The organism is Paenibacillus sp. FSL R5-0713 (assembly GCF_037973325.1).
Lineage (GTDB): Bacteria > Bacillota > Bacilli > Paenibacillales > Paenibacillaceae > Paenibacillus.
Window position 1 is genome coordinate 2,126,916 of the sequence record NZ_CP150229.1, and the last position, 25,082, is coordinate 2,151,997.

Below are 25,082 nucleotides of genomic sequence, written 5' to 3' on the forward strand. Positions count from 1 at the left end.
GAGAAGGGGTATCATGGCACAGCGTTTGCTAGTTATTGAGGATGAACCTACATTATCGAGATTACTCACGTATAACCTGACACAGGAAGGTTATGACGTTACGGCAGAGGATCACGGATCTGCAGGATATGATCGGGCCTTGTCTCAGGAATTTGATCTCATTTTGCTTGATCTGATGCTTCCGGGCATGAATGGTCTGGACATTCTGAATAAGTTAAGAATACAGGGTGTCAGTACACCTGTTATCATTCTGACCGCCAAGAACGGTGAAGCCGAGGTAGTACAGGGACTGAAATCGGGTGCCGATGATTATATTACCAAACCATTTGGTGTATCTGAGTTATTAGCCCGAGTGGATGCCGTATTAAGACGTTATTCCAATGGTGAAGACTTACCACAGCCTGATGACAAGGATGGTTCACGAATTATTCTGGGAGAGCTTGAGATTTATCCTCTGAAATATGAAGTGACACTGGGTGGACAATCCATCAGTCTGCGTCCGAAAGAATTCGAAGTTCTCTTATATTTGGCCAAAAAGCCGGGTGTGGTACTGACAAGGGATGATCTGATGAACGCGGTGTGGGGCTTCGATTATATCGGAGGTCAACGAACAGTGGACGTACACGTCAGCTCATTACGCAAAAAGCTGGAGCTGGACCCAGAATCGGTTCACATTGATTCCATTCGTGGTGTAGGTTATAAATTGGTTGTGAAAAGAAAAACTCCCCATCATTCAAGTTAGCAATGATCGGGGAGTTTTATTTTACATTCGTTTAACATAAAGGAGGATGTTCCTTTACGTAGAGGGAGTAGCATGGACTTATCTGGGTGATACTTTATACCTACATAATCTATCTCAAGACGGAGCTAATACGTAAAGGAGATTGCGCATTTATGCCCATGTTGCTCGAAGTGAAACCTGACCAGCCTCATGTTGTTTTACATAACGAAGAATTAACGACACCCGAACAACAGCATCATGAAGTAACGGTGGTTGCTGAAGAACCTGTAATCCATCTGCAAGACTATTACCGCCAGGTTCCTGTCGCAGGAGTCCACACGACCTGTGGAGAAGCAGCGACGATGATGAATCAGGGTCAGGAGCACCCTTGCATTGTATTATGTGATGAGCAGATGAAACCTACTGGATTGTTAATGCGAGAGACGTTATATCGGATGTTAAACGGCCGTTTTGCCGCAGATCTATTCTACCGTAAGCCGGTCATACAAGTCGTGAACACATCGCCGGTTATTGCAGATATTCATATGGAAGCGACCACAATTATCGATATCGCACTTGGACGGAATGAACAACATTTCTACGATTGTCTACTCGTTACGGATCAGGATCGACTGCTCGGTGTGCTGACGATGCGTGATGTGATGTCGCTTTCCCGCAGATTGCAACAAGCGTCTTCGGAAGAACGTGTTCGTACGGTATCGGAGAGCAGGCAGGAGATAACGAGAATTAATGAAGCAGTTACCAAGCTGGTGCATGCAGCGAATCAGACCGTTCATGAGGCCCGGGAGATCATGGCATTGTCCAAGCGGGGCGAAGAGAGTTTGAAGCATGTCGATGCTTCCTATAACCGGGTACATCAGCATATGGAGAGTCAAGGACAACATGCGGATCACATGTTGAATTCGATCAAAACAGGCTCAGGCATGGCACATTCGATCCGATCTCTGGCAGATCAGAGTGGGCTCCTTGCCCTGAATGCTTCCATCGAAGCAGCACATGCCGGTGAATATGGACGAGGTTTTCAGATTGTTGCAGGCGAGATTCGAGCGTTGGCGAAACAGACCCGTGAAGTTGCAGGCAGGATGTCTTCATTGCTGGAGAATATTGGTGGACTGACCCTTCAGACCGTAGAACTGGTTAAGGCAAGCGGAGCGGAGATTGATGACAGTTCGGTACATGTCACTGCAGGGGGAGCCACGTTCCGGCAACTGAACAGTGCGGTGAGAGATCTGTCCCGTATAGCAGAGGAAATTGCCATGGAAGGCGGAAAAGCTGGAGAAGTCGCAGAGCATATTCGTACAAAGCTGGATGAGATGGTTTTGAATAGTGAGTAAAATATAAGGCAATCCATAAGGCTAAGGTAGACATCAGGAATCAGATTGATCCATTACGCAGATCATGAAGGTTAAGGATGTCTTTTTACATTCCGTTAACATGAAAGTGATACGGTTTTTACAATGAGAGGGTAGGATATTAAAGATGGCCGAGCAGCGATGAACGATTACCAGCATCGGTCTCAACGTAAAGGGAGTTTTCGTGTCCCTGCAGCGAAGGAGAAGTGAACATCCATGAAGGACCTCATTCACATTGATAAACTTAATTTATACTATGATACGCATCACGCGCTTAAAAATATATCGATGGATCTGCCGGAAAAAACGGTTACTGCGTTCATCGGGCCGTCAGGTTGTGGTAAATCGACATTGCTTCGCACATTGAACCGGATGAATGACATGATTCCGGGTGTTCGTGTGGAAGGACAGGTTATGTTGAATGGCTCCGATATCTACAGTAATGAGATTGAAGTGGAGACACTGCGCAAACGGGTCGGCATGGTGTTTCAACAACCGAATCCGTTCCCCAAATCCATTTATGATAACGTCGCTTATGGACCACGCTTGCATGGGGTAACCCAGAAGGCTGAACTGGATCGGTTGGTGGAACAGAGTCTTGTCCATGCGGCACTGTGGGATGAAGTGAAGGATGTATTGAAAAAGTCGGCACTGAGTCTGTCTGGCGGACAACAGCAGCGTCTCTGTATTGCACGGGCGCTGGCTGTACAGCCTGACGTTCTGCTGATGGATGAAGCAACGTCGGCACTCGACCCGATCTCCACGTTGAAAATTGAGGAGCTGGTGAAGGAATTGCATCACAAGTACACCATCGTTATGGTTACCCACAATATGCACCAGGCGGCACGGGTATCTGGACGCACGGTATTTTTCCTGAATGGTGAAGTGGTGGAGGCAGCTGATACGGAGACGTTATTCTCCACACCGCAAGATTCCCGAACCGAGGATTATATCTCTGGAAGGTTCGGTTAAGCGAGCTGAGTTGGAATGATCCCGGCATAACCGGAGACGATGGATAAGGAGGACATGAAATCTATGATTCGCAGAAAAGAATTTGATCAGGAGCTTGAAGAGCTGCGTACCTTGCTCAAGCAAATGGGTGAACATGTAGGAGCAGCACTGGATGGGGCTATTGAGAGTTTACAAACGATGAACGCGGAGAAAGCTCAGGTCATCATCAAGAATGATGCGAATCTGAATGCCCTTGAAGACAAAATTATGGAGCTTGGCTCCAAACTGATCATTACACAACAGCCGGTGGCGAAGGACCTCAGACGTATTATCGTGGCTTTCAAAATCTCCAGTGATCTGGAGCGTATGGGAGATCTTGCTCTCGACGTGGCGAAGGTGACACTCCGGATGGATGGACAGAAGCTGATTAAACCTCTGGTGGATATCCCGCAGATGGCAGAAATCGTGAAATCCATGATTGATGAATCCATCGAATCTTTCCTGAAAGAAAACACAGATCTGGCCTACAAAATGGCTCAGACGGATGATCAGGTCGATCAACTGTACAGCCACATGATCAGTGATCTCTACACGTTAATGACAGAGCATCCGAATCAGGCTTCTCAGGCTATGCTGTTAATGATGGTTGGACGTTACATTGAACGTATTGGCGACCATGCAACCAACATTGGTGAGAGCACGGTATACCTGGTCACAGGTAAACGTCCGGATCTGAATCAATAGGAAGAGTATGGGTTAGGAAGACCATGATTATGGGATTGGGGAATCAGTGTTTGCAACGATAGCAATAATAACGATATAAGGAACTTTCTCTCGAGTAGCCTGTGTACAGGCTGCCTGCGGAGGAGGTTCTTTTTTTACGGATTAAACTAGAGTGAGAAGATGGCTATTTTTTTTGATGTAACAGATGGGTATGGTATCATGAGAGTAGATGCAATTTGAAGAGGTTGACCATATAATACGTGAGGTGCTGGAATGGACAAGTTTATTCTTATAGATGGAAATAGCATTATTTACAGGGCGTTTTTTGCAATGCCGCCCCTGACCAACTCGAAAGGTCTGCATACCAATGCGGTATATGGCTTCACCACTATGCTGCTGAGACTGCTTGAAGAGCATAAGCCTACACATGTGATGGTCGCATTTGATGCTGGCAAAGTCACGTTCCGCCACGAAGGGTACCAGGAATACAAGGGTGGTCGGGAGAAAACACCCCCAGAGTTGTCAGAGCAATTCCCATTGCTCAAAGAACTGCTGAAAGGACTTGGTATTGCCCAGTTTGAGCTGGCAGGATTTGAAGCGGATGACATTATCGGGACGTTAACCAAACGCGCAGATGAAGCGGGCAGACAGGTGCTCGTTGTATCGGGTGACAAAGATATGCTGCAGCTTGCCTCCGAACATGTACATATCGGACTGACACGTAAAGGGGTAACCGATATTGAACTGTATGATCCTGCTCAAATTAAAGAGCGTTATGGTCTGACGCCGCTGCAAATCATTGATCTCAAAGGTCTGATGGGCGATGCCTCTGATAATATTCCGGGTATTCCCGGAGTCGGAGAGAAAACAGCGTTGAAGCTGCTGCATCAGTTCGGATCGGTAGAAGATGTGTTGAACGGGACAAGTGAACTGAAAGGTAAGATGAAAGAAAAGATTGAGGCCCACGCCGAAGATGCCCGGATGAGCAAACAACTGGCGACGATTCACCGTGAAGTTCCGCTGGAGCAGACGTGGGAGGATATGCAATTCGCTGGATTAAAAGAAGAACAGGCTGGTCCTGCACTGGCCAAGCTGGAATTCAAATCCTTGCTCGAACGCCTGTCGTTCAGTGGCAGCCTTGCTTCTGAACAGGAAGCGGTCCCTGCTGCCGAGGTAGAGTCCTCTATTGCAACAGAGGAGAACATAAGTGAGCTGTTCAGTTCCCTGGGTTCCATTGATGTACTGCACGTGGAGACACATGGGGATAACCCGCACCAAGCAAAATTGATTGGACTTGCTGTAGGTTCCGCTGGAACCTATACGTTCATATCTCCCGCAGTGCTTCATTCTGAGGCAGCGGCTCCAGTGCGGGAATGGCTTGGTAATTCAGAACAACCGAAGCGCGGGTATGATCTTCATCGTGTAGACTTGGCCCTTCATGCACATGGTATTGAATTCGCTGGCGCATCATTCGATGTACAGCTGGCAGCGTATTTGCTTGATCCAACGGAATCCAACCAGACAATTAGTGGACTCACGACCAAGTATGGTCTGCCATCACTCGTGGAGGATGACACGGTGATGGGCAAAGGGGCCAAGTACAAGGTGCCGGAAGCAGAGATACTGGGCGATTTCCTGTGCCGCAAAGCTGCTGCAGTCGCAGCCATTATTCCACTTCAGGAGCAGGCACTGGCGGGCGATGAGATGAACTCGCTTTTCCACGAGCTTGAGATGCCATTGTCACGTATATTGGCGGACATGGAGAAGCAGGGCATCAAGGCCAATACAGCCGATCTGCAAGCACTGGGCAGTGAGTTTGAAGAACAGATCAGCAGATTGATGGCTGAGATCTACAAGTTGTCAGGAACGGAATTTAATCTGAATTCACCAAAGCAGCTGGGTGAGATTTTGTTTGACAGACTGGGTTTGCCGGTCGTGAAGAAAACAAAAACAGGCTACTCCACAGATGCGGAAGTCTTGGAAAAATTGGCTCCTTATAATGATGTGGTCAAGCATATTCTGCAATATCGTCAGCTTGCCAAACTGCAATCCACTTATGTGGAGGGCTTGCTTAAAGAGATTTCTGATCGGGATGGCAAGGTGCATACGTATTATCGTCAGACTATTGCTGCAACGGGACGACTTAGCAGTCAATTCCCTAACTTGCAGAACATCCCGATTCGGATGGAAGAAGGTCGCAAAATCCGGAAGGTATTTGTTCCTTCCGAGCCAGGATGGTCCATTTTGGCAGCAGACTATTCCCAGATTGAACTGCGTGTACTGGCCCATATTTCGGACGATGAGCGCCTGAAGGAAGCGTTTGTCAATGATATGGATATTCATACCAAGACCGCATCGGATGTATTTGGTGTGAAGCCTGAAGATGTGGATGGGGATATGCGTCGTTCCGCCAAGGCAGTTAACTTTGGTATCGTGTATGGAATAAGTGATTATGGATTGTCTCAGAATCTGCATATTACGCGTAAAGAGGCTGCACAGTTCATCGATCAGTATTTTGAAGTCTTCCAGGGTGTGCGCCGATATATGGATGACATTGTGAAGGAAGCTCGCCAGGATGGATACGTTAAAACGTTGTTGGAACGACGTCGCTACCTGCCAGAGATTAATGCCAGCAACTTCAATCTGCGTTCCTTCGCAGAACGTACGGCGATGAATACACCTATTCAGGGAACAGCGGCAGATATCATCAAGCTGGCCATGGTACAGATGGATGAAGCGCTGCGGGAACGCCAATTGAAGAGTCGTATGCTGCTTCAGGTGCACGATGAACTTGTATTCGAAGTGCCTGCGGATGAATTGGAATTGATGAAAGAACTCGTGCCTGAGGTCATGGAAAAAGCATTGGAACTGTCAGTTCCGCTGAAAGCTGAAGTCAGCTTTGGGGATAACTGGTACGAAGCGAAATAATCAAGCAGCGCGCGGTTTTTCCGGTATTTTACAATCGGACCTTCCATGTTAGAGATATAAGAAAAGGGTCCCGCTGAGCGCCATCTTCCGTTATAATATAGGGGAGGTGAGAACATCATGCCGGAATTACCGGAAGTCGAAACAGTCAGAAGAACATTGAATCAACTTATTGTGGGCAAAACGATTGATCATGTGACCGTTAGCTTGCCGCGAATTATTCAGCGGCCGGACGACATAGATGCATTTGCAATGGAACTCGTGGGACATACCGTAATTGGCGTGGAGAGACGCGGCAAGTTTTTGCGTATTTTGCTGGACGGGCTGGTGCTCGTCTCCCATCTGCGGATGGAAGGAAGGTACGGTGTGTACGAGCAGCATGAAGATGTGGAGAAGCATACCCATGTGATCTTCCATTTTAATGATGGTACGGAATTGCGTTATAAGGATGTGCGTCAGTTCGGTACGATGCATCTGTTCAATGCAGGTGAGGAACTGATATCGAAACCTTTGCTGAAGCTGGGATTGGAGCCGCTTGATCCGGCCTTTACGGTAACCGCATTCCGTGAGGCGGTGGGCAAGCGAACAACCAAAATTAAAGCTGTGTTGTTAAATCAGGCATATGTGGTGGGTATCGGGAATATTTATGTGGACGAGGCTCTATTTCGCGCAGGCATCCATCCTGAGACCATCGCCAAAACTCTGACCGAGGCACAGTTAACGGTGCTTCATGAAGCGATTGTGGCTACGCTGCAGGATGCAGTGAATGCAGGGGGATCATCCATCAAATCCTATGTGAACGGACAGGGTGAGATGGGCATGTTCCAGCATCAATTGAAAATCTATGGACGCAAATCGGAACCTTGTGCAACATGCGGTACGTTAATCGAAAAAACGGTGGTAGGTGGCCGTGGTACGCATTTTTGTCCGAACTGTCAGCCGCTGAACATGAACTGAATAAACGAAATGATGAAATCATAGCACCCTTGGATTCCTCCCTCCATATACTGATATGGCAGAAATAAGCGGGCGTATACCCATACTGGCATCTTCAGTTGGCACGAGTACCGCACAGAGGAGGAGTCCGGGGTGCTGCATCATTTTATTTCATTGCTGGCGCTTGCATTGGCGCTTAGTTTAGATGGTTTTGGAGTCGGGATTACATATGGGTTACGGAGGACTAAGATTCCCCTGTTATCTATCGCTGTTATTTCGATCTGTTCGGGATTGGTTATTGCCTTGTCGATGCAAGTTGGTGTGCTGTTGTCCCATGTGGTGTCACCGGATATCGCTTCTATTGTGGGCGCCGTTATATTGATAGGCATTGGTGCATGGTCACTGTTGCAACTTATTCGAAAACAAGGCAAAGAACAGCAGGAAACAGACACTAGATTGGGTGAGGAAACAGAAACAAAGGTAACTGGTGTTGGTGTAACACAAGACACGCTGACGGATTCAAAAGGCCGGAATCAGGTGCTTGCCCTGGATCTGGAGCAGTCGGCATCAGGCGGGTCTTTGGAACGCATGGTATTTACACTGGAGCTGCGTAAGCTGGGCGTTGTCATTCAGATCCTACGCAGTCCCTCCAAGGCGGACATGGATAACTCGGGGAGTATATCCGCCCAGGAAGCGATGTGGCTTGGGATTGCCCTGTCTCTGGATGCGTTTGGAGCAGGTTTGGGAGCAGCGCTTTTGGGATTCCCTACACTATGGACAGCACTCATTATTGCACTGTTTAGTGGAGCGTTTCTGTCACTCGGTATGAAGGTTGGCCTACGATTCTCAGCGCTGCGCTGGATGCGAAGACTTTCTGTATTGCCGGCACTATTGTTAATGATTATGGGAATAATGAAGCTGTTATGAGGTGAAACGATGAATATAGGCTTAACCGGCGGGATCGCGACAGGCAAAAGCAGTGTTTCCGCCTATCTCGCCAGTAAGGGAGCGTTGCTCATCGATGCAGACGTTATTGCCCGGGAAGTTATGATGTCCGGGCATCCCGTGTTGGCCGCCGCTGTTAAGCGGTTCGGACAAGCCATACTGAACGAAGATGGAACACTGGATCGGAAAAAGCTTGGAAGTATTGTTTTCGAACAACCAGAAGAACGTAAAGCTTTGGAGGCTATTACACATCCGGCGATCCGTCGAGAGATGCGTGAACGGGCTACTGCATACGAATTGCAACATCCGGATAAACTTGTGGTGTCTGATATTCCTTTGCTCTACGAATCGGGTCTGGAAGATGGTTTCGAGGAAGTCATGGTTGTATACGTCCCGAGATCGGTGCAACGAGATCGCTTGATGGGTCGGGATGGAATGACTGCAGCACAGGCTGAGGCCCGGATGGATGTACAGATGGATATTGAACGCAAAAAGCAGCTGGCTGACATTGTCATCGATAACAGCGGTTTATGGACTGAGACGGAGCAGCAAATTGACTCATATCTACAGCGTAAGGGTTTGTTATGAGAATATTGCGCAAGAAACGAGTACTGCTGTTGATGTTTGTGTCCTTTGTATTGGTGCTATTTCTGAATACAAACTGGATGGCATGGTTCTATCCGATTCATTATAAGGAAGAGATTCGTGCCCAATCTCAGAGCTATGAGGTTGATCCGTTTCTGATTGCTTCCATTATCAAAGTGGAGACCAATTTCAAGACAAGCAAGGAATCCAAACGCGGTGCCATCGGGCTCATGCAGCTGATGCCGGACACGGCCAACTGGATATTGGAACAAGCCAAAATTCCCGACACTTCGCTGGATGAATTGAAGCATGAGCCTGAACGAAATATTCAATTAGGCACATGGTATCTGCGGAATCTGTCCGATCAATTCGAGGGCAATGAAGTGGTCATGATCGCTGCCTATAATGCAGGTCCAGGCAAGGTAAACAGTTGGCTTAGAGATGGTGTATGGGATGGCTCGATCGATACAGTGAAAGATATTCCGTTTGGTGAAACGCGTCACTATGTACAAAGGGTCATTTACTATTATAATCAGTATGTAAAGATCTATAATACGTTCTGAGTATATATAAGTAGAAGCACAGAGCTGGCCGGTTTTCACCGGCCGCTCCATGCTCCTCTGTGTAGCGTATTACGTTACGATGCAGATATTATTGGTATTGACCTGCCAATTGCTGTTCTGCAATTGTTACCAGACGCTTCGTGATGTATCCACCGATCGAACCGTTCTCGTAAGAAGTCATGTTACCTTGGTATCCGTCTTGTGGGATGCTGATTCCGAGTTCTTGAGCAACTTCATATTTCATTTGCTCGAGTGCTGCGGAAGCTTTAGTTACCACCAGGTTGTTGGAGTTACCATTGCTTTGTGCCATTGCTGTTCACCTCCTCGCGGGTTGGTAAAAGTATTATGTCTCGGCAATGCATTTTTCATTACAAAATCAAGACAGGGAATATGTGGTAAAAAGTAAAACGTGGGAAGTGATCTGATTTGAAGTGTCCTTATTGCGGTTATATGGGTACCAAAGTGCTCGATTCACGTCCAGCCAACGAGGCAAGATCCATTCGTCGTCGTCGTGAGTGTGAGCAGTGTGCCCGAAGATTTACAACGTTTGAGATGATTGAAGAAACTCCATTGATTGTTATCAAGAAAGATGGCAGCCGGGAAGAGTTTAGCCGGGACAAGATTCTCCGCGGGCTTATTCGTGCCTGTGAGAAACGTCCGGTCTCTGTTGAGACGCTTGAGATGATGGTATCTGAAGTAGAGAAATCGCTGCGTAATACAGCTGATGCTGAAGTGGAGAGCCGCCAGATTGGTGAGCTATTAATGGAACAGTTGTTTCCGGTCGATGAAGTGGCGTATGTCCGTTTTGCGTCGGTATATCGCCAGTTCAAAGATATCAACATGTTCATGAAAGAACTGAAATCCCTGTTGTCCAAAGACAATCTGGAGGATTAGTGAAGTGGGAAAGGGAGAAGAGCAGTCTGGAGTTCCAGTCCATGTGTACCAGTGAAATCGGTTGTTCTTCTCCAATCACTTTGGATCTTGAAAAAGTGATTGACAGCGAAAGCTGGATTTTATATGATATAGAAGTCGCCTGTAGAACGTTGCAGAGCTGGACAAGTTATCTATTTCATATCCCGGGGCCTTAGCTCAGCTGGGAGAGCGCATCGCTGGCAGCGATGAGGTCAGGGGTTCGATCCCCCTAGGCTCCATACTCGTAGAGAATCCGCTAATATAGCGGGTTTTTTCGTTTGTCTAGACGTTGACTGTTAACGTGGACACCTCGCAGATATGCGCTCCACGCATCGCAGATATACGCGCCTAATCCCTCGTTTTCTTACCGTACTTATTATCGAAGGAGACGGTATGGAATGGATAAACGTAAAGGAAGAACAATTAAGAGTGAGCGCACATCAACGCGCTTACAACATTCGTTAGACTATTTGTTCGATTATTACTACCAGGCGAAGAAGTCAGAAGGGCGCGCAGAAAATACGCTAAAGACATACGTACAGAATTACAATTACTTTTGTGAATTTCTGGATGAGCGTAAGATCATTCGTGACATCCGGAATATCAACGTTGAAGTAGGGCGTGATTACATAATTTGGTTACGCGATGAAAAGCGGAGATTTAGTGATAACTGTAATGTTCCGGAATCTGTTCGCACTGTGGGACTGCTTCCGAAATCAATTAACACGCGCATTAAGAATATGAAGACGATGTTTAAGTTTCTAAAAGAAGAGGAAGTAATTGAAGCAGACCCGTTTACGTATTTAAAGAACGTACAGGACATTGGGAAGGATATTGAGGTACTTACCGCGGAGGAAATGAACGACCTCCTCAAAGCGCCAAACCAGCGCAAATACAGTGACTTCCGTGATTTCGTAGTCATAAATCTCTTGATTGACGGGATGCTCCGCGTAGACGAGGCGTTAACATTACGCAAGACTGACGTAGACTTCACCGCATGTTGTGCAACTTTACGGCGAGAAGTGACCAAGACGCGTAAGCCTCGAATTGTGCCAATCACAAAACGAACTGCTAAGCTGATGCAAGAGTTAATCCGCGAATCAACGGAGTTTGGAAGTGAATATATATTCCTTAATAATTACGGGGAACGGTTGGTTCCGAATCACTTCCGTCACCAATTGAAGAAGTACGCGGAGAGGGCGGGAATAGAGAAGCGCGTATATCCGCATTTGTTGAGGCATTCAGGGGCAACGCTTTTCTTAGAGGAAGGCGGATCACAGCGCCATCTACAGGTTATTCTAGGACACGCTGACGGCCGTATGACTGCGCACTACACCCACCTCTCAGATAAGAACGTTAAAAAGAATCACGATGAGTTTTCCCCTCTGAACGCGGTTATTGGAAAGTTAGAAAAGCCACGAAAGATTAAAAGGTAACTTCTAGCTTGCGCGCAGTTCTCGCGGATAGATTCCGTTGAGGGCTGCGCTTTTTCTTCTTTATTTCCACAGGGATAAATTGTATATTTGACTAAAGGGGGCGCGATAATGCAAGGTAATAAGAAGGAAAGTGACAAGGTTGAGTACCGCGAGTTTAAGGGGAGTGGCGCGTCACGGGTGTTAGCGATCGTCGGCGTCACCGTTATTGGACTTATCGTACTGCTTAAGGTATTACCAGGCGATGGGCCTGATACTAATGAAGCGGTGACAATTACGCCAGCACCGCAAGTGGAGGTAATTAACACAGCCGCGCCTGTTAACGAAGAAGCTACGCCTGAACCAGAACCGGTAGAGCCCGCGTTTGATTGGGCAACGGCAGAGGTAACCGAGGAGAACGTTCGTAAAGCCCTCTTAGATAACGTTGGAGGTGCGTTTGCAATTCCAATTACTGACGATACCTTCCGTAAGTTTGCATCCAGCTCAGACTTAAAAGGAGAATACGTCGAGTTGACGGTTAATCCGGGTACATTTTGGGATGAGAAGGATTTTGTAAAACGGGCCGGTGGCTCCTTAATCGCATACTCGAAGATACTGTTCCAGAATCCGAAGGTGTACGAAGTTTCCGTAGACGTTAAGATTGACAACGTAGTTGGCGGAGAAAATGACGCTGTATACATATCGTGGAGACGTGATCAAGCCGAAAAGCTAGACGCGGATACGATCCTAGATAACATGTTTGGGGATTACACTATTCCGTTTCAGGTTGCGCGGAAATATAGACTTACAAAAGAGATATACGACAAGTTAGAAAAGTTCGAACTACCGCGGCAACATAATCTGTAGAGGAGAGATTACGAATGGCTACAATCGACTTAGTGATTTCACAAACCATTGCAACTACATCTGGAATATCTACGCAGGTTGTTCGCACTCATATGACGAAAATGATGCCGCAAGTGGGACACAAGTTACAGGATCGCGCGTTTGGAGATGTGGCATACCCAATTGAAGAGGTAGTGCTAGACTTCGACGCTGATGAGGTTACAGCATACTTGCAGATAGTGATTTTGGATGGCGCGGATATCGAACAAGTAAGAGAGTATGTACGCGATTATGAGAAGCATGGATGGGAATGCATCCACCCGATCTGAGGTGAAGATTGCTCTAATCATCTTTCTTCCCCTTTCTCCCTCCCAAGATAAGATAAATAACCCCTTCATATGCAAATGGTACACTTGCCCGCAGCGGATATTATTTCCCGTTCGCGGGCATGTTTGTCGTTACGGGAGCGCATCGCTGCAACTATTAATTTCGTATATCTGCGCAATTCATTTCGTTCGACGTCGAACGATTTGTCCGCTTGTATAATCCGCCACTCCCGCGCTATACTAAGAACAAACGTTCCCTAACGCTACTGAACGGAGTTGAAACGGAATATGATCGATATCACGCCGCAAGACCACACGCTAATCAAATCGCATATAATACTGCCGCGCGTATTGTCTGCATTCGAACGGGACATCGCGCTCATTAACGCAACGCTAAAGACGCCGGGCCCGTATGTCGACGTAATCACGGAGGCCCAACGCAAACTCACCGCAGACCTCTACGAAGTACGTAAGCAATTCCGTACACGCGGCATTAAGGTCTACGAGGAGTTGACGGATAATGACGGAGTAACGGCGCGCTATAAATGCCGCGGCTACCAAGCGGAGAAGCGGATTAGGTGGGCGTTTATGGCGGCGGAGGCTGGCGTGTTGATGCGGAAGTATCTCGGGGTGAGTACGGATAAGTACGAGGGAGAGCGGCCGCTTGTCACGGTGCCTCCGAAGTAAGCAGAGAAAAGACGCAGCTTCGATCGGCTGCGCCAGGTCTTGCGTGTGTTGGCGGTTAGAGTTATGCTAAATACAGAAAGTTAATTGCGGTAGCGTCTCTTGGCGGGGGCAGCTACCGCTTTTTTGCGTTTAGAAAGAAAATTAATGAAGTTATGAAGGCCAACATTGTGAAAATTAAAATTCCAAAGTTAAGCATAACATCAAGTGCTTCGTATGTACTCACTCTATCACCTGCCTCTCGAACTAAAATAAGTTTAACTGACTCTCCAAGCGATGCAAAGACATTTTAGTCGGCGACTAATTTGTGTTGACAAACACAGCGGAGTTGATCTCTGTGGATATTGGGCGCTTAGTCAAGCGGTCAAAATCGTATTTCTGGCAAGTGTTAATATCTCGTTGATACCTCCGTAGTATAAGTGAACTAGCGCGTTTCTTTCAAAGCGCAAATTCGGCGGTTACGTGTTCATGTGCGGATTTTCGCTGATATGGTTCGCGACGTATATTTTCTGCTCTGTAACGAAAATTTTCGACTTGAGACCGAAATATTTCGGCTTTATGCTGCTTTTTGGCAACTAAGTGAATTATCGATATTTTACGTCTATCTCGCGTATTCTTCTGCATTCGCGTGTTTACGTAGATTTTCGAAATCAATAGCGTGTTTCGGTAATTCCGATTATAGCTGGACGGGCGTTATTATTTCAAAGCGCAAATTCGGCGATTTTGGAAAATCAGGCAACTTGCCTAAAACGGAGAAAATGAAGGGATATGTGTATCAAAAGGTATCATATTGTTGCGGGATGTATCAATATTCCGTTATTTCGAAAATTGGAAATTTAATCCCAGGTAACTGTACCTCATCCATTCTAGTTCAGGCGTGAATTTAAAAGAATTTTATTCACGCGTTCATCCCATCGATATTGACGCCGAGTAGTAGCAGGAAATTTGCGCCAATTTGTCGAAGTATTCCCGTAACCCACAACGAAAGGACTACGTCTATATGCGCAAGAAATCGCAATCCATACGCTCTAAGTCGCGTTTCCTAAGCCCGCTAACTTCCGATATCCAACTTTATACCGCGCAAATGGACCGGACGCCTATCGTTATTATATTTATCGGCGCGGAGCTCGTTGGCAGCGGAGTGATCGAAGACATAACGGAGATGAGCGTTGCGGTAAAAGGCGAACGATATGTGCGCGAAGTCTGTACGTTTAAATATGCGGGATGAGAGGGAGATTAGAATCATGAGCACACCGATAACTGATTCGTTTCTTTTGTTAGAAGATGCCGAAAACCAACTGGATTTGATAAAAATAGGTTATGAAAATTCCGCGGAAGAAAAAGAAATATCAGGATTGTTTCGTTTGAAAATTAAACACTTCTTGGACAACATTAGGTCTGCACTTGATTATGCAGCATGGCAAATATACATAGAGAAAAGTAGAAATAATGTTCAAGAGAGAAACCGGGAACGGCACGAAAAGGCGATCTACTTTCCGGTTTTTAAAGTAAAGCGTTACTTTGATGATGCTATAAGTAATAAATTCCCTGGTTTAGAAGAGAGTAGTTCAGAAATTATAAATATTCTTGAAAGTGTTCAAGCGTTTAATACGGAAAATGGGACGAACTGGACTACTTATCTAGTTGAACTTAGTAACAACAACAAACATAGACACCTCACACAGCAGATAAAAAGGGAGACTGTTTACATTGATAATCTAGTCACAAATGATGGTAATGTTAGAATACAAGGGTTAACCTTTGTGAGCGAAAACGGTAGTTCAGCATTCGGTATGAATGATATTAACATTACAAATATGACACTGGGTGACTACCCTGAACAATTTAGTTATGAGGGTAATGTGGAAATTGAATTCATATTTAATGATATTGAGCAACCAGTATTACCAGTTCTTGAGGATATGCTTCATGGTGCAAATGAAATAATTCGCAGGCTTTCAGATGCCCTTACGGCTTCAACCGCAGAGTAACATCAATTGAAAAACCGCAGCCCGCACGCAGGGTTAGCGGTTCTTTCTCGTTTTCTCCGTCAAATCCCCGTACATATAGCGCGGCAAGCCCGTCCGGGTACGTTCCCCTTACCGAAGCCTAAACACGCTGATTCCACGGTAATTCCACGCAAAAAAGAGCCGTAATGGTTAACGGCTCTCTTCGTTGTCTTCCGGTATGTATTCAATCACGTCAGTAAGCGTGTAATCTTTCCCTGTCATCACGCGGAGTGTGTCTATGATAATGCTGAGGGTGCTCAAGTCGACCCGTTTAGTTTTTCCATCACATAAGTCATAGATGAGGTTGGGTCTGACTTTAGCTTCTCGCGCGAGGGCATTCCTGCTTACCTTTGCCGCGTCTATTGTTTCCCCTAATTTAATTTGAATCGACATTGCCAATTCCACCTTTCACCTCCCATCATACCCTATCGATAAACAATTTAAAATAATCACTTGACGTTTAACGCCTAACGATATATACTTCGGTTATGGTTATCAATAGACGTTAAACATAATACGTTAAACGACAGATAAAGGTTTCAAAATAATCTCAGCAACATCGTACTGGTCCACATTAATCCCGCAAGGAGGTACGCAATATGCCAAATACTAACGTAACCATCGTTACCAAGGTCGACGACTTTGACGGTCCATTCCGCATCGAGTACGCCGGCACACTTATAGATGATAATCACGCGATTTACATTGATCCCGATTACAATATCGCAGTTATGGAACGCGTTGATTTCGACGGAACAGAGTACGTTACATCTTACGGAGAGCCTGCTATCTTCGACCTGACGGTTGATGACCTGAGCTTCATAGAAAACATTCACAATATGAGCGCGATCGAACTACTATCTAAATTTATCCGTAAAGGGGATACGCAACATGCAACTAACCGTTAATAATACTCAAACTACGTCTAACAACATTAAATCAAACGCCTATGGTCGGAGGTTTCTGAAACTACTTCGCGCAGTGTATTGCCTGATTATTATTACGAAGGAGCTCGTAGCATGAGCGCGCAGATCAATCTTGAACAGGTGTCGATGGTCCTGGGCCCTTTCGATAATGAATGGGAATTTGCTCTCTACACAGGATATGTTCTCAATGAAAGATTTATCTTTATCGTCGATGACTCTCAACTGTGGCTTAGACATGTACATAAAACTAAAATGGATCACTTATACGTCGATGGTGAGTCAGGAGGGATGGTTATCGCGAATGTTGAAGATGATGGCCGTGCTCTTATAGACATTATCATAGAGCGGCTGCAGGGTATGTCCGCGTTGGACTTTCTATTGAACACGTTGCTTTGGACGACGGACCGGGGCGATATTAATTTGAAGCTTGAACGATTACGCTAGCATACCGCCTGACGAGTCTGTGCGCGGAGCCAGACGAAACCTACGGACTATGTCCGGACGGTCGCGGTCATCCGCAAGTATCATGTAACAACGTATTGTAACGATGAAATAACCAAACTAATAGTCGCGCGGACTAAAAACGCTAGGAGGCATTCATGGAACAAACGACGCCGTATCCAACTTGCACAGTAAACCACATCATTATCCCCGAAGATCCTTACACGTTTCCCGCAATCCTCGCTACACCTGACACTGCCGTTCTTTATGACCCTGAAAGACCTGGTTTCGTAGAAATAGCCCGCGTCAAGCCAACGCAGGCACCAAACGTATATCTTTGCACCGACGCTACAATCGTCTTTCAATGGACCGAAACTCCTGCCGAATTTGCTGATAAAATCCGCAATATGAGCGCCTTTGACTATATGACCTACGTGTTCTACACCTCACGCGATGTTCCAGATGTTATGCCGTCACCTTCTGCGGTAGCCTAATGACGCGCTATATCTGTGGTAAACGCATCGACAAACGTCTCTACGTCCGTACAGCGGGCGGTAATTGGATTGATATACGACTTCTAATTGCTTAATTTGTTATGTCCGTACTTTCCGACGCCAATCAGAGAGATCGCTATGCGGACACTTAAACGCTGAGTAACGCCAATTGCTCGGTACATTTCGCCGGTCTAGCGCCAACTATTCCGGCATTTCCTTAGAATACTCCGCGGCACGGAGGCGGCAACCTTCGTTCAGGCAGCGCGTTCACATATATCGAGTGTAAGCGGGAACTTACGCTCTGAATCACTTTTACAATAACGGAGGGAGTGGCGATTGGCTATCGCGTGGCGCGCTCTTTTCCGTTGTTATACCAAGTAATACGCAAGATAGCGGACAAGGTTTCAATATTTCAGACAAAGATTTAATTGTGTCGGAAAGAGCGCAGATTAAACTAAGTTCACAAATTAGACACAACTTTCGTGAAAAGTATGCCCCAACTATTCAAAATAACGTCCTTATAAAATATAGAAGGATTTTACGAATGGAGGTGTACGACATTCTCTCTGTCGTCGTCAAAACTCATAAGAGTATATTTTTTCGGAATACGCCCGAGATATCAAACGGTCGGCATTTATAAAGTACCGGATATTTTTTCGTAGAGCGTGTCAGAAGTGATTGGGATCAGTTAAATCAAGTATAGGCTGCCCGTCGTATACCCGAGATTGGAGGTGAGCGGAGTTAATACGGTATAGAGAAATTTTCCCGAAAAGTGTGCGCAGGGCTATAGGACATCGTCAATTTAAGTATAACGTTAAGTACCCGAAAATTTAATCGGTCGGGAACAAAGTAGTATAGGATTTTCGCGGGTCATTCCGCATTTCATAAAACCAAAACGAAAAGGGAGATGTAGAGTTATGTTGAATATTAAACAGCAGAAAAACAATAAGGTGACAGTGTATGTCGAAAACCGAAAGGTACAAGAGCTTGTTGTGTACGACATATTATCTGATTTCAGAGATGCGGGCGTAAGAATGCGTCTACTGGCCTCGGGAAAGCTGGCAATCACCTTTAAAAACTCCGAAGCTGGCGAAAGACTAGTATATGGACTTATCGAACGCTTTGACGGTTATTACCGCGAGGCTAACCTAGTAATGGGTGAGGCGCTCCAGAAAGAGTCAAGTAGGGCGGCAGAGGCTCAGAGACTTCGGCTTGTCTAAACGAGGTCCATACGGAATACGCGGCGGCTACTTACGGTGGCTGTCGCTTCCTATTATAAAGGAGGACATTAAGAATGGATTTCATGGAGGCCATCGAGGATTACCAGGTTGGCGCGGATAGAACCGCCTTATTAATGGTCAAGGACGCTATGAAAATCGATTTCTACCGGAAAGTACCCGCAGAAGGACACCCCGAACAGTTTGTCGCGTTGGCCTGTTTGGGGTTACTTACGGGGAGGCTCCGTACGATTAAATACCGTCTCAACGACGGCAAGGTGCGCGGCGAGTCGAACATTCAGGGGAATGACGAAGACTTGCGTATTTTTTACCGTGACTTCGCCGGACCGTACCGAGATTGGTTCGGAGTTGACGTAACAATCGAAAACTATCCGGAGCACCGCGCTGAAATGGCGGACTATTTTGGTTACTCAATAAGAGACGCCGATCTGGCTTACAAACGAATAAATACCGGCGCGGCTGGGCGTGCGCTCGAAATTCAAGAAAGGATAGTCGAGCAACATTGGGCGGACATGTCAAAAGCTTTAGAGTACGCATTTAAACGGGCTGATTTATCACGATCACCAAGGGAAGTGACCCGGTACATTAACCAAGCAACCCGGAGTGAGTATTACCGTATCCAGACAAAAGGGATGCGCCGCGTCCGTAGGGGAGGAGAAACAATCCACGTAGACCCCACGTTCAATAGTTATGTAGAGCACACGATATTGGGAGATTATGTTCCAGGGCGTTACCGAAGGTTATCGGTGAGACAGCGGAAACTTTTCGATCAGATTGCAGAGGAGGTAAAGGTGGACATGCGTAAATACGACGGGAAGGATTATGCGGTGGATAAGGAAGGAATGTACATTTTAAACAACAGAAAGATGGCTGCGCGGATTGGAATACACGAAGCAAGCCTAAGTCGAGCTCTGAAATCCATGAGAAAGTGTTAAACTTTGGGTGTATGGAATCGACAATAGTGAGAAGAGGAAAATATGCAACTGTCAGTTACTAAACTTTGATGAGGGCGGCCGCTCGGGAACGGGTGGCTCTTTTTGTCATGCCATTTATTCAATTTAAATTAACTGAGGGGGATTCAGAATGAAGATGATCCGACCAATTAAAGTACCCGAGGGATACGTGCCTGCAACCTACGAGGATCTGGCTAGAATGGCGAACCTGCCGGTAAAGGAAGCCAGAAAGTGCACGGAGGAGATGGAACGCGAGGGCATCATTAGCCTGATCCGCCGCGAAGGTAGACTATTCTTCAAACTTAATCTGTGAGAGGAGGCAAGCACATGCAGAGTCTAATCGACCGTCTATTCGAGTTGTACATCATTCAGCATCACCATTACCTCGTTCAGTTTAAAGGCGGCGCATACTACACCTTCAAAACCCCGATGGGTAAGCACCAGATCGACAACCACATTAAAGGAAAGGCAACGTTCGGAACGTTCAGCGGCGAGCACTTTACGAAGTTCATGACGTTTGACGTCGATTTCAAAGACGGGCATATGGCGAAGTGGGTAACGTACAAGATCACTGCATCGCTTGCGTCCGTCGGAGTCCGCGATTATGCCGTTTCATTCAGCGGCGGCAAGGGGTACCACATCGACATTTTCTTCAATAAAGCAATCCCGGTCAAAACGGCACGCCGATTCTTCGATCATATTATAAGCGCGGCTGAGCTCACGAACGTAACTGGCGGTGAAGTTGAATACCGTCCGTCCGGAAGCCAAGGCGTTAAGCTCCCGATCGGCACGCACCAAAAGACCGGCAACTATTGCGGATTCTGCCTCGTAGAGGATGGACTGCGCGTCATGACTCCGGAAGAGTCGGCCGAATATCTGTACGCTATCCGGAAGACAGACCCAGCGCTGTTACTTGCGGCAGTTAAGGATGAAGAGGACTTGGCGCGAGATATTAAGACCGCTTCCGAGATGGAAACAGTCATCGGTAGCCACAAGATGCTCGACACGTACGACCAGTCCGAGAGCTATACGTTGGCACGTGCTGCTGAACGGTACAATAGCGGCATGACCGGGCCAGGACAACGGCATAAATCATTTCTACTGTTGGCGCGGCTGTTCAACCACAACGGAGTGGACAAAGATATCGCAAAAGCGGCCATTGCGGAGTGGTTCTCGTGGCAGAATCCACTTTACTACCAGTCAGACGAAGAGTTTTGTCAAAGCGATCTGACGGAGTGCGTGGACTATGTGTACGACCATAATCAAACGTTGACCTCAGACCAGCGCGATATTAGCGTTCGGTTCAGCGAGATTGATGAGATCATGCGCCGCTGTTCCTCACGCAACCACAAGGCTATGGCCTACGCAATCCTCATTCATTCCAAACGGTGGGCAAGCGTGACAGGGACGTTCTACATGACGCTCGATCAAATGGCCGCGGCTACGAGCATCGACCGTATGACGGCATGGAGAAACCTTCCAAAGCTTGAGGAGCAGGGCGTAATCGAGATCGTTCAGCGCGACCAAAAGATTAGAGGACTGCCGAGAAAGCATCCGAACGTATACCGAATGACGCTAGATAGCGGCACCGAAGAATCACCGACAATGGACGTCAGTAACGGGGAGACACTGCCGGAATGCTTGCGATTCTTTTACGACGAGAAGCAACTCCGCGGACTATTGCCGAGAAAACAATTCACAGCGCTTCTTAGCGCATAATAACAGGTCAACGAAGCAGGGAGCGATAAGCTTTCTGCTTTTTGTTTGTCCGGAAAAGGAGGGAGATCACAATGATTACCGCAGACAACCTCAAGACAGTCCGAATGTACGCAGGTGTATCCGCGCGCAGCCTGGCCGAAATGTTGGGTGTTGATCCATCTTACATCAGTCTTATAGAAACAGGGCGCTGCCCGCTTCCTACAGATAGAGCGCGTCAGATACAAGCGGCACTCAGGTTGGACATGGAAAAGCTTCGTCTTATCCAAGCCACATTCGAGAGATTACGAGAGGGGAATACGCAAGGTGAGTAAAGATGATACGAGGCAATGCGAATTTATCAATCCCGACAAGACCTGCGTACTAATGCAGGCGCTATCCGGCGAAACTGACCCGCGCTGCAAATTATGGCGCCACGATCCGCAGGACTGCCGCTACTTGAGATTGTACGTTCTCAAAGGACGCAGGATGTACCGCGGAGGCCGAGCGCGGAAACAGCAAAAAGGAGCTGAGGCGCGATGATGGTCGACCGTACGGTAAAGGTTTCATATTCCGATGGTATAACGATAACTTTCGGCGAAACGGCAAGCCGCGCATGGATTCGATTTATGGCTCCTATCCTGGCGGAAGAAGAACGCAAGCGTCGACGGAAGGGAGGGCGGAAGAAATGATAACAGAGGCATTTACGGTCCACTACGGCGCTAAGGTGCCACTCAAGTTCGAACCTTACGTAATTGACAGTTATGTGCGCGAAGATTTTCTATCGGTGATTTACGATCACGCCAGCCGGAACATTATCATGAGTACCGCAGTGAAGATGGGTGATGCGCGGCTCTATCGCTTGATAGAAAAGACCGCGATATCAATATGCAAGGAGTATAGTCCAACGAAGAATTACGGAATTAAGAAAGCGGAGATACGGGCGGCAATTCTGGCGCTCATCAACCACTATAAAGGAGAGATTACGAATGGGTAACGTATGGAATGGATTGCAGAACAGTGATATGGAGGAGATCAATGCACTAATCGGGGTGAGCCTGGGAGTATCGCCAACAAAAGCGTCTAAGCAACAGAGAGCTAAGCGCATTCACGGCATCGTGGCTCACTTTAATGACGAACGCGGATGGGGCTTCATCAATGCCGGAAAGTCTCGTTTGTTTTTTCATATAAGCGAGTGTTCCGACTATGACAGTGCGATTGTGCCGGTGGGTTCCCGCGTTACCTTTGAAACGGGAGAGGACAAGAAGGGCCGGGAATGCGCGGTATCTATTAAGGTGTTTGAATGAGGCCCCTCATCCTAGCGGACTGGATAAAGGCGGACGGCATTGCGCAGCTCCTCCATATTCAGCTATACGATGCGCGCGGTCAATTACAAACGTCGTCAATCGCACCGTGTTCCGATCCGGTACTTGCGATACAACTTGCGCTAGAGGTGGTAGAGTTCGCGGAAATTAGCGGAGGCTTCGACCTGCATACGAGCGACCGCGAAATATACCGCCATGCTTTAGCCGATCCGGAGATTAACGCGGTGATCGTACACCCGTCTGACATGGCGCAGCTCAGTCGCATTGTAGAGGAGAGTCCGGAAGTTTACCGCGAGTTATACCCGGCGGAGAGCACTTCCGTAGAAACGCCAGCAATACCGGAGTTATCCGGATGGCGCGGTCGGCTTGTGCGCTGGCTCAAACGTATCATCCAAATAATCGAACAGGGAGAAATGACAAATGATTAAATTCGATAAGTTAGATCAATTCAAAAAACAAAGCGAGGTAAACAGTGCTAAGCAGGATGAGTTGTACACCAAGCAAGCGCAGGCAACGGAGGCAGTAGTAGAGGCTAAGCGAAAATATACGGAACTGGTGGAGATGTCCATTCATGATGGGGTTGACCTTGACGCGGAGATTGATAAAGCTGACGTAAATGTATCTGACGCGCAACGAGCAGCTCGACGGATCGAGGCACAAATCCAGGCGACATCGGTATCGAAAGGGTTGAAGGTTACACCGGAGGATGTGGCGACCGCTTGGAACGCTGACGTTGCTCCGGTTTACTTTGAGTCGGTACTGAATCCTGCAATCGATGAGCTCGCCCAAGCTGCAGAAGCTTACCGTCAAGCGTATGAGAAGGCCGCCGCAGCCGCTAAAAAGATCGAGGACGAACGATGGGAGATGATTAGAACAATTGATCCAGCGGGGTTTAATGCAAGGATAGGTAGGGGCAGATTCATGTATAACACCAAATCCCCGGACCTAAGCAGTCCCGCCAGTCCATTTAATCAAGCAACGCTAACAGACCGCGACTTGCAGCAATTGGATAACCAGAGACGCGCAGCAATTCTAATTTAAGGAGATGGAAAAATGACAACACAATCAATCAATTACAGCTCAGTAACCGAGGCGCTCAAGATGGCGCCTGGCAATCCCCAGAAAATTGTCCAAGCAAAACGCATGGAACGGGAGTATAACGAGACGGTTGCGCTGATGTTTAGCGAAGAATCCGGAGTGAGCTTCGTTCCGGTGCCTGACGAAAAGGACGTTGAGCGGTTCGATGCGCGCGCAAAGGAAACGAACGATCCGGAGGACATTGTCCGCGCTCACCTTATACGTGATCGGTTCGAGTATTACGAAGGGGAGAAGACGGCGCACATCGACCACCGGGTACTCGGCAGCCAACTCCGGACTAAGCTCGCGGAAGGCACCGTAACAAAGGCTGACGTCAAGGCGGCGGAACGATACGCGAAGATCACTCCTACGCCAGACAATATCGCGCTATTTACGAAGATTAAACGGGCAGCAACGGAGGGAGATGACTCACAATGACGGCAGTTAATCACCGCGCATTTCAAGGTACAACGTCAGACACTTTCGTATACCCGATGATTCTGCATGAGTTGGCGGTTTTTAATACCGGACATGAGCCTTTGACTGTTACTGTATGTACTCAAAAAAGGGAGCTTGATACTTTTCACTTACCTCCTGGCGGAGCACTGGATGAGCGGGTGCAGCGGTTCTGCAAGATCAAAGTTACCGCGAAAGGTCCATACAGTGGATATGTAAGACGTGGGAAAGACGTGTTTTGGGATGCTCAGTATTTAGACAACTAATATTAGGAGGAAACGGAATGAACAAATACCCGATTGCATTTTCACCATTTAAGAGTGACAAGCCTGATATTTTCAAGTTTGGAAGAACGGCTTCTCAACTGTATTTTTCAAACGATAGTAAATACACGCTCAAGATTAAGCCTGGAATAGATGGCCGTTATTTTAATGAGTTCGTACTCCCGCCTGGATACGCGTTTGATGAAGCACTTGACCCATATACGGAACTACTTGTAGTCGTTGACGCAGTTAGTACGACTGACGTGAGTTATCACGGATGGCCCCGTCGGAATCCGTAATTAG

Annotated in this window: 33 protein-coding genes and 1 tRNA gene; 32 read left to right on the forward strand and 2 right to left on the reverse strand. The window is 47.1% G+C overall.

From position 1 onward, the window contains the following. The first annotated feature begins 13 nt into the window (after positions 1-13). The 9 genes from MKZ12_RS09735 (at position 14) to MKZ12_RS09775 (ending at position 9,722) form a co-directional block, all read left to right on the forward strand. Entirely contained in the window at positions 14-742 is a 729-nt protein-coding gene (locus tag MKZ12_RS09735) for a response regulator transcription factor (RefSeq protein WP_339241021.1), read from the forward strand. A 152-nt stretch (positions 743-894) separates the two neighbouring features. Further along, positions 895-2,076 (forward strand): methyl-accepting chemotaxis protein, encoded by a 1,182-nt coding sequence (locus tag MKZ12_RS09740; protein WP_339260132.1) that lies wholly within the window; start codon positions 895-897, stop codon positions 2,074-2,076. A 234-nt stretch (positions 2,077-2,310) separates the two neighbouring features. Next, entirely contained in the window at positions 2,311-3,066 is a 756-nt protein-coding gene (gene pstB / locus MKZ12_RS09745) for a phosphate ABC transporter ATP-binding protein PstB (protein WP_339260134.1), read from the forward strand. A 63-nt stretch (positions 3,067-3,129) separates the two neighbouring features. Then, positions 3,130-3,789, forward strand: coding sequence for a phosphate signaling complex protein PhoU (gene phoU / locus MKZ12_RS09750; RefSeq protein ID WP_017689478.1), 660 nt, complete (start codon positions 3,130-3,132; stop codon positions 3,787-3,789). A 252-nt stretch (positions 3,790-4,041) separates the two neighbouring features. After that, positions 4,042-6,696: a DNA polymerase I gene (polA, locus tag MKZ12_RS09755; RefSeq protein ID WP_339260135.1), complete on the forward strand. Its 2,655-nt coding sequence runs from the start codon at positions 4,042-4,044 to the stop codon at positions 6,694-6,696. A 117-nt stretch (positions 6,697-6,813) separates the two neighbouring features. Further along, positions 6,814-7,650, forward strand: a complete 837-nt coding sequence (gene mutM, locus MKZ12_RS09760) for a DNA-formamidopyrimidine glycosylase (protein ID WP_339260137.1) — start codon at positions 6,814-6,816, stop codon at positions 7,648-7,650. Between the two features lie 90 nt (positions 7,651-7,740). Beyond that, on the forward strand, positions 7,741-8,556 hold the full coding sequence (locus MKZ12_RS09765) for an MntP/YtaF family protein (protein WP_339261361.1): 816 nt from the start codon (positions 7,741-7,743) through the stop codon (positions 8,554-8,556). Between the two features lie 9 nt (positions 8,557-8,565). Beyond that, positions 8,566-9,162 carry a dephospho-CoA kinase gene (gene coaE / locus MKZ12_RS09770; RefSeq protein WP_339260139.1) on the forward strand — a complete coding sequence of 199 codons (597 nt, stop codon included), beginning with the start codon at positions 8,566-8,568 and terminating at the stop codon, positions 9,160-9,162. Further along, the gene (locus MKZ12_RS09775) at positions 9,159-9,722 is read left to right on the forward strand and encodes a lytic transglycosylase domain-containing protein (RefSeq protein ID WP_339260141.1); all 564 of its coding nucleotides are present in this window, start codon (positions 9,159-9,161) and stop codon (positions 9,720-9,722) included. The genes coaE and MKZ12_RS09775 overlap by 4 nt, the downstream gene beginning before the upstream one ends. 88 nt (positions 9,723-9,810) lie before the next feature. Here the strand turns inward: MKZ12_RS09775 and MKZ12_RS09780 are convergent, their stop codons facing one another. Next, positions 9,811-10,032: an alpha/beta-type small acid-soluble spore protein gene (locus MKZ12_RS09780; protein WP_017689472.1), complete on the reverse strand. Its 222-nt coding sequence runs from the start codon at positions 10,030-10,032 to the stop codon at positions 9,811-9,813. 116 nt (positions 10,033-10,148) lie between these two features. Here MKZ12_RS09780 and nrdR point away from each other — a divergent pair, with 116 nt between their 5' ends. The 8 genes from nrdR (at position 10,149) to MKZ12_RS09820 (ending at position 15,893) form a co-directional block, all read left to right on the forward strand. Then, on the forward strand, positions 10,149-10,616 hold the full coding sequence (nrdR, locus tag MKZ12_RS09785) for a transcriptional regulator NrdR (RefSeq protein WP_339260143.1): 468 nt from the start codon (positions 10,149-10,151) through the stop codon (positions 10,614-10,616). After that, positions 10,616-10,810 carry a hypothetical protein gene (locus MKZ12_RS09790; RefSeq protein ID WP_339260145.1) on the forward strand — a complete coding sequence of 65 codons (195 nt, stop codon included), beginning with the start codon at positions 10,616-10,618 and terminating at the stop codon, positions 10,808-10,810. Before nrdR ends, MKZ12_RS09790 begins: the two co-directional genes overlap by 1 nt. Beyond that, positions 10,801-10,873 (forward strand) — tRNA-Ala (locus tag MKZ12_RS09795). Before MKZ12_RS09790 ends, MKZ12_RS09795 begins: the two co-directional genes overlap by 10 nt. Positions 10,874-11,032: 159 nt before the next feature. After that, the gene (locus tag MKZ12_RS09800) at positions 11,033-12,070 is read left to right on the forward strand and encodes a tyrosine-type recombinase/integrase (RefSeq protein WP_339260146.1); all 1,038 of its coding nucleotides are present in this window, start codon (positions 11,033-11,035) and stop codon (positions 12,068-12,070) included. 108 nt (positions 12,071-12,178) lie between these two features. Next, entirely contained in the window at positions 12,179-12,913 is a 735-nt protein-coding gene (locus MKZ12_RS09805; RefSeq protein ID WP_339260147.1) for a hypothetical protein, read from the forward strand. A 14-nt stretch (positions 12,914-12,927) separates the two neighbouring features. Continuing rightward, complete coding sequence (locus tag MKZ12_RS09810) at positions 12,928-13,221, forward strand: hypothetical protein (RefSeq protein WP_339260149.1); 294 nt, start codon at positions 12,928-12,930, stop codon at positions 13,219-13,221. Positions 13,222-13,506: 285 nt separating this feature from the next. After that, positions 13,507-13,905: a hypothetical protein gene (locus MKZ12_RS09815; RefSeq protein ID WP_339260150.1), complete on the forward strand. Its 399-nt coding sequence runs from the start codon at positions 13,507-13,509 to the stop codon at positions 13,903-13,905. A 1,241-nt stretch (positions 13,906-15,146) separates the two neighbouring features. After that, positions 15,147-15,893 (forward strand): hypothetical protein, encoded by a 747-nt coding sequence (locus MKZ12_RS09820; RefSeq protein ID WP_339260152.1) that lies wholly within the window; start codon positions 15,147-15,149, stop codon positions 15,891-15,893. Between the two features lie 168 nt (positions 15,894-16,061). Here MKZ12_RS09820 and MKZ12_RS09825 read toward each other — a convergent pair whose 3' ends face one another. After that, complete coding sequence (locus MKZ12_RS09825; protein ID WP_293199720.1) at positions 16,062-16,316, reverse strand: helix-turn-helix transcriptional regulator; 255 nt, start codon at positions 16,314-16,316, stop codon at positions 16,062-16,064. A gap of 194 nt (positions 16,317-16,510) precedes the next feature. On the opposite strand from MKZ12_RS09825, the gene MKZ12_RS09830 reads away from it, so the two are divergent. From MKZ12_RS09830 to MKZ12_RS09900, 15 genes are all read left to right on the forward strand, one after another. After that, positions 16,511-16,819, forward strand: a complete 309-nt coding sequence (locus tag MKZ12_RS09830) for a hypothetical protein (RefSeq protein WP_339260155.1) — start codon at positions 16,511-16,513, stop codon at positions 16,817-16,819. A 111-nt stretch (positions 16,820-16,930) separates the two neighbouring features. Further along, positions 16,931-17,281 (forward strand): hypothetical protein, encoded by a 351-nt coding sequence (locus MKZ12_RS09835; protein WP_339260157.1) that lies wholly within the window; start codon positions 16,931-16,933, stop codon positions 17,279-17,281. A gap of 155 nt (positions 17,282-17,436) precedes the next feature. After that, complete coding sequence (locus MKZ12_RS09840) at positions 17,437-17,772, forward strand: hypothetical protein (RefSeq protein ID WP_339260159.1); 336 nt, start codon at positions 17,437-17,439, stop codon at positions 17,770-17,772. Positions 17,773-18,689: 917 nt separating this feature from the next. Beyond that, entirely contained in the window at positions 18,690-18,992 is a 303-nt protein-coding gene (locus MKZ12_RS09845; protein WP_339260161.1) for a hypothetical protein, read from the forward strand. A gap of 74 nt (positions 18,993-19,066) precedes the next feature. Further along, complete coding sequence (locus MKZ12_RS09850; RefSeq protein ID WP_339260163.1) at positions 19,067-19,945, forward strand: hypothetical protein; 879 nt, start codon at positions 19,067-19,069, stop codon at positions 19,943-19,945. A gap of 148 nt (positions 19,946-20,093) precedes the next feature. Next, positions 20,094-20,276, forward strand: a complete 183-nt coding sequence (locus tag MKZ12_RS09855) for a hypothetical protein (protein ID WP_339260165.1) — start codon at positions 20,094-20,096, stop codon at positions 20,274-20,276. Positions 20,277-20,290: 14 nt separating this feature from the next. Then, positions 20,291-21,682, forward strand: a complete 1,392-nt coding sequence (locus MKZ12_RS09860) for a hypothetical protein (protein ID WP_339260167.1) — start codon at positions 20,291-20,293, stop codon at positions 21,680-21,682. A gap of 71 nt (positions 21,683-21,753) precedes the next feature. Further along, on the forward strand, positions 21,754-21,993 hold the full coding sequence (locus MKZ12_RS09865) for a helix-turn-helix transcriptional regulator (protein WP_339260170.1): 240 nt from the start codon (positions 21,754-21,756) through the stop codon (positions 21,991-21,993). Between the two features lie 353 nt (positions 21,994-22,346). Further along, positions 22,347-22,655 (forward strand): hypothetical protein, encoded by a 309-nt coding sequence (locus MKZ12_RS09870; protein WP_339260172.1) that lies wholly within the window; start codon positions 22,347-22,349, stop codon positions 22,653-22,655. Next, complete coding sequence (locus MKZ12_RS09875; RefSeq protein ID WP_339260173.1) at positions 22,648-22,965, forward strand: cold shock domain-containing protein; 318 nt, start codon at positions 22,648-22,650, stop codon at positions 22,963-22,965. Before MKZ12_RS09870 ends, MKZ12_RS09875 begins: the two co-directional genes overlap by 8 nt. 242 nt (positions 22,966-23,207) lie before the next feature. Further along, complete coding sequence (locus MKZ12_RS09880; protein WP_339260174.1) at positions 23,208-23,411, forward strand: hypothetical protein; 204 nt, start codon at positions 23,208-23,210, stop codon at positions 23,409-23,411. Continuing rightward, complete coding sequence (locus tag MKZ12_RS09885; RefSeq protein WP_339260176.1) at positions 23,404-24,024, forward strand: hypothetical protein; 621 nt, start codon at positions 23,404-23,406, stop codon at positions 24,022-24,024. Before MKZ12_RS09880 ends, MKZ12_RS09885 begins: the two co-directional genes overlap by 8 nt. Before the next feature lie 12 nt (positions 24,025-24,036). Continuing rightward, positions 24,037-24,498: a hypothetical protein gene (locus MKZ12_RS09890; RefSeq protein WP_339260178.1), complete on the forward strand. Its 462-nt coding sequence runs from the start codon at positions 24,037-24,039 to the stop codon at positions 24,496-24,498. Beyond that, positions 24,495-24,782, forward strand: coding sequence for a hypothetical protein (locus MKZ12_RS09895; protein ID WP_339260180.1), 288 nt, complete (start codon positions 24,495-24,497; stop codon positions 24,780-24,782). Before MKZ12_RS09890 ends, MKZ12_RS09895 begins: the two co-directional genes overlap by 4 nt. A 17-nt stretch (positions 24,783-24,799) precedes the next feature. Beyond that, a complete protein-coding gene (locus MKZ12_RS09900; protein WP_339260182.1) occupies positions 24,800-25,078 on the forward strand; it encodes a hypothetical protein in 279 nt (92 codons plus the stop codon). Positions 25,079-25,082 lie beyond the last annotated feature (4 nt).